This is a genomic window from Paraclostridium dentum (assembly GCF_012922555.1).
In the GTDB taxonomy this organism is placed as follows: Bacteria; Bacillota; Clostridia; order Peptostreptococcales; family Peptostreptococcaceae; genus Paraclostridium; species Paraclostridium dentum.
This window is the reverse complement of record NZ_WIPK01000162.1, coordinates 1-362: the sequence shown is the minus strand read 5'-3', so window position 1 is coordinate 362 and position 362 is coordinate 1. Positions and strand designations below refer to the sequence as shown.

General features: G+C 51.1%; 1 protein-coding gene. It reads right to left on the bottom strand.

Annotated elements, in window-relative coordinates:
- On the bottom strand, positions 1-321 hold a 321-nt coding region (locus GFJ41_RS21250; protein WP_170076045.1), incomplete at its 3' end, for an eL33 family ribosomal protein.
- Positions 322-362 lie beyond the last annotated feature (41 nt).

The following is a 362-nucleotide window of genomic DNA, read 5'->3' as shown; positions in this document are numbered from 1 at the left end:
GGGGTACAGCATCACGCGTATCCTGTGGCCGATGGCTTTGGGTGGCAGGTTGCTCGTGAACTTTGCACGCACCATGCCACTGTTTCCATGAGCACGTGTGACTTTACCCCAGATAACACGGGTCTTATTGGGCTTCCCACCTGGGGTTACTGTAGTTTTTTTCGCCTTGTAGACGTAAGCGCATCGTTTCCCCAGGTAAAAGTCCACTTCATCACGGGTGTAGACTCCCTCTACTTTAAGCAATGCTGTATGCTCACGTTGGTTCCTCAAGCCACGCTTGTATCCAGCAAAGATTGCCTTGCACCACAACCTTCCAGGCATTTTGACCCTTTCTCCAGGAAACCTGCTGGATACGGCAATAA